The sequence below is a fragment of the Geobacillus sp. ZGt-1 genome (assembly GCF_001026865.1).
GTDB lineage: Bacteria > Bacillota > Bacilli > Bacillales > Anoxybacillaceae > Geobacillus > Geobacillus thermoleovorans.
Genome location: NZ_LDPD01000012.1, coordinates 29,181 through 38,722, shown reverse-complemented (window position 1 = coordinate 38,722; position 9,542 = coordinate 29,181). Strand labels below are relative to the sequence as shown.

At 52.9% G+C, this 9,542-nt stretch carries 9 protein-coding genes and 2 pseudogenes; 4 read left to right on the top strand and 7 right to left on the bottom strand.

The genetic code is table 11. From position 1 onward, the window contains the following. Positions 1-209: 209 nt before the first annotated feature. The 4 genes and pseudogenes from VU18_RS03885 to VU18_RS03870 all read right to left on the bottom strand — a co-directional run. Positions 210-836, bottom strand: coding sequence for a VC0807 family protein (locus VU18_RS03885; RefSeq protein ID WP_033008011.1), 627 nt, complete (start codon positions 834-836; stop codon positions 210-212). 45 nt (positions 837-881) lie between these two features. After that, complete coding sequence (locus VU18_RS03880; protein ID WP_047757678.1) at positions 882-1,823, bottom strand: diacylglycerol kinase family protein; 942 nt, start codon at positions 1,821-1,823, stop codon at positions 882-884. A 111-nt stretch (positions 1,824-1,934) separates the two neighbouring features. Then, positions 1,935-2,849, bottom strand: coding sequence for a UDP-N-acetylmuramate dehydrogenase (murB, locus tag VU18_RS03875; protein ID WP_015374224.1), 915 nt, complete (start codon positions 2,847-2,849; stop codon positions 1,935-1,937). A gap of 241 nt (positions 2,850-3,090) precedes the next feature. Further along, a pseudogene (locus tag VU18_RS03870) lies at positions 3,091-3,357 on the bottom strand (MFS transporter); the annotation flags it as partial. Between the two features lie 113 nt (positions 3,358-3,470). Here VU18_RS03870 and VU18_RS03865 point away from each other — a divergent pair. Then, the gene (locus VU18_RS03865) at positions 3,471-4,073 is read left to right on the top strand and encodes an IMEF encapsulin system ferritin-like cargo protein (protein WP_232722141.1); all 603 of its coding nucleotides are present in this window, start codon (positions 3,471-3,473) and stop codon (positions 4,071-4,073) included. 15 nt (positions 4,074-4,088) lie between these two features. Then, positions 4,089-4,943, top strand: a complete 855-nt coding sequence (locus tag VU18_RS03860) for a family 1 encapsulin nanocompartment shell protein (RefSeq protein WP_047757676.1) — start codon at positions 4,089-4,091, stop codon at positions 4,941-4,943. Between the two features lie 170 nt (positions 4,944-5,113). Here the strand turns inward: VU18_RS03860 and VU18_RS03855 are convergent, their stop codons facing one another. Next, positions 5,114-5,578, bottom strand: a complete 465-nt coding sequence (locus VU18_RS03855) for a hypothetical protein (RefSeq protein ID WP_011230416.1) — start codon at positions 5,576-5,578, stop codon at positions 5,114-5,116. A gap of 137 nt (positions 5,579-5,715) precedes the next feature. Here VU18_RS03855 and VU18_RS03850 point away from each other — a divergent pair, with 137 nt between their 5' ends. Next, positions 5,716-6,069, top strand: coding sequence for a 2Fe-2S iron-sulfur cluster-binding protein (locus VU18_RS03850; RefSeq protein WP_047757675.1), 354 nt, complete (start codon positions 5,716-5,718; stop codon positions 6,067-6,069). Positions 6,070-6,198: 129 nt separating this feature from the next. Then, entirely contained in the window at positions 6,199-6,735 is a 537-nt protein-coding gene (locus tag VU18_RS03845; RefSeq protein ID WP_013146000.1) for an HD domain-containing protein, read from the top strand. A 684-nt stretch (positions 6,736-7,419) separates the two neighbouring features. Here VU18_RS03845 and VU18_RS03840 read toward each other — a convergent pair. Together VU18_RS03840 and VU18_RS03835 are read right to left on the bottom strand one after the other, a co-directional pair. Next, positions 7,420-8,460: a ribonucleotide-diphosphate reductase subunit beta gene (locus tag VU18_RS03840; RefSeq protein ID WP_047757707.1), complete on the bottom strand. Its 1,041-nt coding sequence runs from the start codon at positions 8,458-8,460 to the stop codon at positions 7,420-7,422. Positions 8,461-8,534: 74 nt separating this feature from the next. Continuing rightward, positions 8,535-9,542: pseudogene (locus VU18_RS03835) on the bottom strand (ribonucleoside-diphosphate reductase subunit alpha); the annotation flags it as partial.

The window sequence follows — 9,542 nt, the reverse complement described above, 5'->3', positions numbered from 1 at the left end:
AAGGGGCTGACCCAAAAGGCTGCCTGACTTCAAGATAGACACGAAATATAGTGCGGAAGAAGCGGTCAATGCCGTATATAGAGAGACGAAAGGGGGTGTCCTGATCCTTTTGGGACACCCTCTTGGCGTTTGGCCATGTGCAACGCCGCTCCCTTTTCCCTGTTTCTTCAGTTGTCCGTTTTGCTTTCGACCGCTTCTCTCCTTTACGCTCACGTCGAATGATGGCGGTTCTCCCGCTCCGAGATGATTTTCGAAATACGGACAAACCCCAACATACAGAGAATCGTGATCCCCCAACCAATGACTTCGCGAATGACAATCGCACGGTCAAACGCTTCGACGTCGTAGCGAACGATCAAGTACGCCTTAATCGCCGCCAACAGCCCGTCGCGCAAAGCAAAACCAACAGTGATCCATTGAAAAAGTGAAAAGACATCACGTTCCAAAAACCGTCTTTTCATGACCGAGCGCGGAGCCCCCTGCATTTCCACAAAATCAAGAGAAAAATAAAGCAACAACGGGCGCTTGACAACGACCGTCACCAAAAAAAAGACAGACAAAACAATCGAGTACCAGACGTCATTCCATAACATCTGCAACGCAGAGCCAGCGAATATGTTCAACAGCGTACTAACGGCCAGATTAACAATCAAAAACGTGCCGAACCATTGCACTTTGCGAATACGCCAATAGCGATAAACGGTATAAACCGCTCCCGGAACGGTACAAATCAACATCGCCCCGTACTCCCCAACCGGGCTGCGCAATGCATGCCAGAGCACGATCGGAAACACCACATAGAATACGACATCAAACATGACCATCCGCTTCCCCACCACTTGTCTCCTCACTCCCTCTTTCTCTTTTCACATACGCCCTCATCATTCACCGAGTTCCGCGCCAATGACTCGCATCCTTTTAGCCTCAATCCAAGCCGACACCTCTCCCACCCCCGCTTCCTCTCCATCAGCGTGAACGGGGACAGGAGCGGCAGGGCGAATGTGCACGTTCCGCCCGGCAAACACGGAAACTTCTTTCATTCGCACATGCCCACCCCAAAATACGGTTAAAAACAGCGCAAGAATTTTCCAACGAGGCATCGGCCCGACGACCGTCACATGAAGCAAGCCGTCATCACCCCGGGCGGACGGGGCGATGCGCATACCTCCGCCGTAGTACGGATGATTGGACACAGTCGCCATCCAAGCTTGCTGAAATGAATAGTTTCGCCCGTCAATGCAAATGTCAAGATCGACGGGTCGATAGCGGAATAGCTCTATCACTAAATAAAGCACGTAAATAAGCGAGCCAAGCCCAACACGATTGAACCACCCTTTCCATGCCGAACGGTTGGCCATGCGGGCGATATGGGCGTCAAAACCGCAGCCGACGCTGTTGGCAAACGCGCCGTCGGGCACGGCGCTGCTGGCAAAACGGCCGAGATCGAAAGACAAAACCCTGCCTAGCCGAACGTCACTCAACAACCGTTGGAGCGCCTGTTTCGATGTTCGGGCAAGACGGAAGCCGCGGACAAAGTCGTTTCCCGTTCCGGCCGGAATGCAGCCAATCGCAACGTGCGGAAACGAACCCGCTCCGTTCACCACTTCATGCACGGTCCCGTCGCCCCCGACCGCCGCGATCACCGTCGGCTCAGCGCTTTCCTCGCCAATTCGTCGGGCGATTTCCTTTCCTTCCCCCTTTCGGGTCGTCCAATATGCCTGGTAGGCGATTCCTTCCCGATCGAGCAGCGGCTGCAGCTGCTTCCAAATCGACACGGACCGGCCGTTTTTGGCGGCTGGATTGATCATGAAATAAAGGTTCATCCTCTTCCCCCATTCATAATCCCTTTTCTTACCTATTGGCGGTTTGCTTCGTTATTTCCTCTCATCGAAATGAGAAAAATCCGAACCCGCAAACCGGATTCGGATCAGTCATCATTCCTCACCGATAATTTTCACTTCCAGCTCTAAATCAACTCCGAACTTCTCCTTTACGGTTTTGCGCACCATGTCGATCGTCGCGATGTAATCGGCAGCCGTCGCATTGTTTTTGTTAATGATGAATCCGGCGTGCTTCGTCGACACTTCCGCACCGCCGAATCCTTTTCCCTGAAGGCCGCTGTCTTGGATGAGCTTGCCGGCAAAATAGCCCGGCGGCCGCTTAAACACGCTGCCGACCGACGGATACTCAAGCGGCTGTTTCGATTCGCGCTGAAATGTTAAATCATCCATTTTCGCCTTGATTTGTGCATAGTCGCCCGGCTGCAGGGAAAAGACGACTTCAAGCACAATATCATGCGTCCGGCTGATGATGCTTGTTCGATAACCGAGCTCCAGTTCCTCGTTTGTCAATGTTTTCAACTCGCCGGCGAGCGTCGCCACCTTGACATGGTCAAGCACATCTTTCACTTCCCCGCCGTACGCTCCGGCGTTCATCATAATCGCCCCACCGACCGACCCCGGAATGCCGCAGGCAAACTCCAACCCGGTGAGATGTTGTTCGAGCGCGAACCGCGACACCGCTTTAATATCCGCTCCGCTTTGGGCGATCACGTTGTTTCCTTCACGCCAAATGCGGTTGAGATGCTTCAGCTGCATGACAATGCCGCGCAGCCCGCCGTCGCGGATGATGACGTTCGAACCGTTGCCGAGAAGGGTAAACGGCAGGCCGTACTCCTCTTTCAGCCGCAACACCTCGATGACTTGCTCGTACGTTTCCGGCCAGACCAGAAAATCAGCCTTGCCGCCGATCCGCACTAATGTATGGTTTTTCATCGGCTCATCGCGCAGGACGTTTCTTTCCCCACAAATCTCTACGAGTCTTTGATAAATATGTTCCGCACGTTTCATCGTTCTGTCTCACCTTCTTCGCTCATTCCATGCCGCTTGGCGGCATTCATTCCACATCGTTTCCATTATCGCCGGAATCGCGCCGCATATCAAGTGGGCAATGTTCCTTAATTCTGTTTTATTCGGGACTGGGCGGAAAGGTGACGTTTTTGCCGGACGGAAAAAGCAATCTACAGGAAACGGAGCACCCTTCGCGTGCAGAAAAGTGGAGCGGTCTGTCCGCTGAAAAAACGGAACCGCGTTACGCGATTCCGTCTTGCTCATCAAGTTCTTCATGTTTGCGGTCGCGCACAGACCAGACAGCGGCCAGCGAAATAAGCGAGACTAATACAATATATAAGGCCACCGGCACATAAGAGTTCCCATACGCCGCCAGCAATGCCGTAGCGATGAGCGGTGCCGTTCCTCCCGCTAGTGCGGCGCCGATTTGGTAGCCAAGCGAAATACCCGTATATCGGACGTTAGATGGAAAAATTTCTGAAAACATTGTACCAAGCACAGCGTTGACACTCCGCACGCCTAATCTCGCTCGCTGATCTGTAATGCGGACGAGAGCAAAGAGGTTTACAATCATATACATATGGAAAAAATGGTAACAACCATTTCATGGGAGGGAGTCCATTGCACGACGCACACGACGCATTAGCAGAGGTCAGCGCCATTCTCGGCCGGTCGAAAGAGGCGCTCGGCCAGTTTCAAGCGATTTTAGAGCCGACAATTGAACAGGCGGCTGATGATCATGAACGGCTGTATTGGCATCATATTTACGAAGAAGAGGAGCACCGATTTGACCGTTTGGCCGCCCTGCTTCCAAAGTTGGAGGAGGCATTGGCGGACGAAGCGTTCTTATCGCGGGAAAACGGCGACTTTCTGCGCCTGTTGCAAGACATCAGCCTAGAAAAATTCGGTTTGCACAACTTTTTGGAGCATCTCGATTTGTCGTTGTTTCATTATAAAGGGACGGAACATGAACCGGCGATTGCGGCGCTGCGCGACATGACCGCGGCGGACTACCAACAGATGAAAGCCGCTCTCGAAACGCTCAACCGTGCGCTCGATGCGCCATTGTCTTTCGACGCTTCAGTGCCGACGGACGAAAAAGAGCATCAAAAAGACCATTTGAAACTGGCTCAGTACGCTGTCCCTCCTTCCGACCCAGCACCTGTCCGCCCATCGATCGGAACGAGACGGCAACTGACAGTCGGCAGCTTAAAACACGGATAAGAAAGGAGAGGAAACATGGATAAAACGAAGCTGTATCCAGAAGCCCCGCTCACAGCAAGCCAATGGAGCGAGCTTGAGGAACTGGTCATTGAAACGGCGCGCCGCCAGCTCGTCGGACGTAGGTTTATCGATTTGTACGGTCCGCTTGGCGAAGGCGTCCAGTCGGTCGCCAACGATATTTATATGAACCCGGAGCATGGGGACATGAGCTTCCACGGCAAAGAGCTGAGCCTTTCCGAGCCGACGCGGCGCGTGCATTTAACGATCCCGCTTTTGTATAAAGACTTTATTTTGTACTGGCGCGACATTGAGCAGGCAAAACAGCTTGGCAGCCCGATCGACTTTTCCGCCGCTGCCAACGCCGCCCAGCAGTGCGCGCTGCTCGAGGACGATTTGATTTTCAACGGTTCGGCTGAATTTGATGTACCGGGCATTATGAACGTGAAAGGAAAAATCGCCCACATTCGCAGCGACTGGATGAAATCGGGCAACGCCTTCGCCGACGTCGTTGAAGCGCGCAACAAGCTGCTTCAGCTCGGCCATACCGGTCCATACGCACTCGTCCTGTCACCGGAGTTGTATGCGTTGATCCACCGCGTCCATGAAGGAACGCACGTGCTTGAAATTGAGCACATCCGCGAGCTGATGACCGCCGGCATTTACCAAACGCCAGTCATTAAAGGCAAACGCGGCGTCGTTATCGATGCCGGCCGACAAAACATCGATCTTGCTGTCGCGGCCGACATGCAAACTGCGTTTTTAGACACAGAAAATATGAACTACCTATTCCGCGTCTATGAGTCCGTCGTACCGCGCATCAAACGTCCAAGCGCCATCTGCACGCTCGAGGATCCGAACGAGTCAGCATGAGCAGCGCCTGATCCGGAGAAGCGACACGCGGGCTTCCCTTGCCATCAAACAGCAAGAACGGCATATGGCCAGCGATCCGCGCCATGAAAACGAGGCTACAGCAAATTCCCTTTAACGAAGACGCGCCCGGACGATAGGGGAGATCGCCGGGCGGTTTCTTGATTTTCCCATTAAGCGGTGCGGGCCGTTTGTCCTTGAACGTTGGAGACGAGCAGCGACAATTCGGGGCTGAGCGCCTCAACACCGATGTCATCGATAATCATTTTCGCTTCCCGCCAAAAATGAACGGTATAACTGCCTTCATAAATCTCAAAGAGGCGTTTTAAATAGCGCCGCTTGTTGTTGATGGCTTCCCGTTTATAAGCGGCGTTGTTCAGCTCACGAATTTTTTTATGTTCAGGCGCAGAGATGACGCTGATGTCATGAACGTTGACGATGAGCCGTTCCCCTTGTTCGGTCACAAAACCGACCGAATAGTATTGGGCGCCTAGTTGATCGATATGAACGATGCAGACGTTTCGATATTCTTCGCCGGAACGGAGGCGGAGAAGCGCCGCTTCCACCGCGCCGCCGACTTTTCGCTCGTTGGCCAAAATCGCTTTCATATCGCGCAGTCCGTTCATCGGAATGCCCAATGGTGTCTCCCCCTTGTCCCTAGCCAAGATGGCGTTTTCGCAATTCCTTTTACTATTATGATACCAATCATTCATTCGGATGTAAATGAGATTCATTTTCAAACTAACCATGTAATTTAAAGGAGATGTGTAAAAAAATGGGTAAAACATTCACAGTCGGCTCACTGAAGCCTGCCGTCCGGCCATCGGAGCGCTCTAGTTCTGCCGCGCCGCCTAAGCCCGATGGGCCGTCCGCCGTGCGGCCGTCTGTCATTCAAATCGAACAAAAAGGGAAAACGTTCACCGTGCAGCCAGCCCCCGGCGTTTCGCTTCTTGACGCCGCCCTAGGACAAGGTGTGCTGCTCGATCACAAATGCAAAAAAGGAACGTGCGGCCGTTGCATGGTCACTGTTCTGGCTGGCGCCCTCCTTCTCGCTCCGAAAACGCGGCGCGAGCGCGAAAAAACGGATCAACCAGCCAAACGGCTTGCCTGCCAAGCACAAATCCAATAAGCCGAGCGCTATTTTAGCACGATCGGCTTATTTTTTCCCATGCAACCGCTCCCACCTACTTTCTCTCATTGCCTGACTCTTTACGCCATGGTATGATGGTGAGAAATACAAAAAACGGAGGGGATGCCTATGAGAACGGTCACCTTAACCGACGTCTTTGCCCATCCGATTGCGCAAAAATATTTAAAACGATCCGGCCTCGCCCACGCCATCACCGCGGCGTACCATGCCTACCACCTTGCCCTCCGCCACGGAGTGAACGTCGACTTGGCGACAAAAGCGGCACTGCTTCATGATATCGGCCATTACACATGGTACAAAAACGGCCGTTGGGACTACGAACAATACCGGCAAAACGACATCCATGCCATCAAAGGGGCCGAGCGCGCCCATAAGCTGCTGATCCGCCTTGGCGAACATCCGCAAAACGCTAAGGAAATTGCCCTGGCGATTTTGCTTCATACCGATTCCTACCTTCCAGAAGGAGAATGGAAACGAACGCCGCTTCAAGCCATCGTCAAATGGGCCGACGAAGCCGACGAGGAGCCCGGCGGCCGCCACCATTATCGAACGATCAGCGACGACTTAGCGTGGAAAAAAATCCGCCAGCTCGACGAACTCGTCAGCCGTCAGCACGGAAAAGAGCGACTCGGGGATATTGTTTGACCGCTTGCCTTGATGTCGCCATTCCCCTTGAACAGACGCGAAACATCGCCACGAACAATGTATGCTCTGAACGGAAACAGCTCACCCTTTCATCAGGTGGGCTGCTCGCGCGCCAGCGACACAGAACGATACACACCATCGAATGCCCTCTTATATCCTCATCGTCCACTCACGCTTTAAGACTGCTTGGCACCATCTGTCCCGCCAAAACGCCCGCCGCCGTTCTTCCCAAAAAAAACGGCAAGCCTTGGAGCACCGCCGCAACGCACCGTTTTCCTGCACTTACCGCTCTCTTCTTCGTAAATGTTCAATTTAACATCTTTCCGAAAGAAGTCTCCCACTGTCGGTTGGCGTCAGCCAACGAATAGGATAGAATATGGCTAGAACGGACACCTTCGGAACGAAGGGAAGCGTAAAGGGTTCTTGTGTGTGGCTTACCGTTCGGCGAACACACACAAGTCGCTCGAAGCCCCCATCTCTAAGCGAAGCGTAGGTGGTGGGTAGTTCACAAGGACGTTTTTTCTCATTATACCAAGGTAAGGCGCCCAAGCCTACCGTCCGACAACAAGCCGCAACATCTCTTTTCCTTTTCTCTTCCCCATTGTATAATGCAGCGAGAATCCCTCCGTTAATCATGTTTTCCGGCAAAAACCCGCGTTGGACGATGCCCCAACGCGGGTTTCCTTACAGCTCATCAAACCCATTATCGACTTGTACTTTCGTATACTGGCGTGGTTTTTGCTCGAAGAAGTCTGATTTGCCAAGGTCAACTTCTTCATACGCTTTAATCCAGCGGAGCGGGTTCGTCCGGTAGCCGTCAAACGGGCGGTCAAATCCGAGCTGGTGGGCGCGGACGTTGGCGTAAAACTTAATGTACGCTTCCAAATCAGCCAAGTCGATGCCATCGATGTCATTCCCAATGATTTCCCGAGCCCATTCGATTTCCAGCTCTGCCGCTTTCATAAACGTGTTCCGGACGAAATCGGCAAGCTCCGGCGTCCGATACTCTGGGTATTCGTTCAACACTTCCTTGAAAATTTTTGTAAACAAATCAACATGAATGTGCTCGTCACGGTTGATGTAATTGATCATCGTGCTCGTCGCCACCATTTTTTGCTGGCGCGCGAGGTTGTAGAAAAAGGCGAACCCCGAGTAGAAAAACAATCCTTCTAAAATAACGTCAAAGACGATCGACCGCAGCAAGTTCTCCACATTCGGCTCTTCGGCAAACGCCTTGTAGCCGTTCGTCACAAAATCGTTCCGCTTGCGCAGCGTCGGTTCGTTTCGCCAAAAGTCGAACACTTCATCTTGCTTTGCTTTCGGCACAAGGCTCGAGAGCACGTACGAATACGAATGGTTGTGAATGACTTCCTGCTGGGCAAGCATGATCATCAAGGCATTGATGCTTGGATCGGTAATGTAATCCGCCACACGTCCCGCGTAATCGGTTTGAATGCTGTCAAGCAGCGCCAACAGGCCGATGATTTTCAAAAACGCCTCCTGTTCGCGGGCGGTCAGCTGCGGAAACTGCTTCACATCTTGGGCCATATTGATTTCAAACGGCGTCCAAAAATTGGCGAGCATTCGCTTATATTTCGCATACGCCCATGGGTAGGCGATATCGTCCCAGTTCAACACATTCGAGCAGCGGCCGTTGATAATGCCCGTCGAACGGTTCGGCGCCTCTGGATCCATAATCGGCCGTTTGACTAAGCTGATTGTCATGATCCATTCCTCCCTTTCAGCTAAGCTTCGGCGTGAATCTTTCCCCGGAATCGGCAACGTCCGGGGGAAGACCGTCAGCTCGCGCAAGAATCGCACTCGTCGATCGTCCCCGATGTCGAACGCACGTAATACGTCGTTTTCAGCCCCGACTTCCACGCCGTCAAATGCAAATCGAGCAGCTCTTTTGCCTTAATCGTGTTCACAACGTAGAAGTTAAAGGAGATGGCTTGGTCGATATGGCGCTGGCGGGCGGCGTTTTGCTTGATGCTCCAGCGCTGGTCGATATGGTACGCCGATTTGTAATACCATGTCGTCTGTTCGTTTAAATCCGGCACCGTAACGGGAATCTTATAATCTTTCTTTTCCTCGGCGTACACTTTTAAGAAAATCGGGTCAATGCTCGCTGTACTGCCGGCGATGATCGACGTCGAGGCGTTCGGCGCCACCGCCATCACATAGCCGTTTCGCATCCCATAGCGGGCCACGTCTTGCTTCAGCCGATCCCAATCCAATTCACCGTGGCTTTCGTAGCCGCGCCGCTCAAAATAAGCGCCTGTCTGCCAATCCGATCCTGGAAACGCCGGGTAGCTCCCTTTCTCTTTGGCGAGCTCCATGCTCGCTTGAATCGCCAAATACGCGATCGTTTCATACAGCTCGTCGGCATAGCGGACCGCTTCGTCCGACTCCCAGCGAATGCCTTTTAACGCCAACAAATGATGCCAGCCAAAGGTTCCAAGCCCGACAGCGCGGTATTTTTCGTTCGTCAGGCCGGCTTGCAGCACGGGGATATTGTTTAAATCAATGACATTATCGAGCATCCGCATTTGAATCGGGATCAGCCGCGCCAAAACGCCATCGGTCACCGCCCGCGCCAAGTTGATCGACGATAAGTTGCAGACGACAAAATCGCCTGGGATTTTCTCAATGATGATCGTCCCGTCTTTCACATATTGCCGCTTCGTCACTGTCGGGCTTTGGTTTTGCGCGATTTCCGTGCAAAGGTTGCTGCAGTAGATCATCCCGAGATGGCGGTTCGGGTTTTGCCGGTTCACTTCATCGCGGTAAAACATAAACGGCGTCCC

Excerpts from the sequence above, each read along its gene's own strand:
- VU18_RS03880 (WP_047757678.1), bottom strand. The coding sequence starts at position 1,823 with ATGAACCTTTATTTCATGATCAATCCAGCCGCCAAAAACGGCCGGTCC.
- murB (WP_015374224.1), bottom strand. The coding sequence starts at position 2,849 with ATGAAACGTGCGGAACATATTTATCAAAGACTCGTAGAGATTTGTGGG.
- VU18_RS03860 (WP_047757676.1), top strand. The coding sequence starts at position 4,089 with ATGGATAAAACGAAGCTGTATCCAGAAGCCCCGCTCACAGCAAGCCAA.
- VU18_RS03850 (WP_047757675.1), top strand. The coding sequence starts at position 5,716 with ATGGGTAAAACATTCACAGTCGGCTCACTGAAGCCTGCCGTCCGGCCA.
- VU18_RS03845 (WP_013146000.1), top strand. The coding sequence starts at position 6,199 with ATGAGAACGGTCACCTTAACCGACGTCTTTGCCCATCCGATTGCGCAA.
- VU18_RS03840 (WP_047757707.1), bottom strand. The coding sequence starts at position 8,460 with ATGACAATCAGCTTAGTCAAACGGCCGATTATGGATCCAGAGGCGCCG.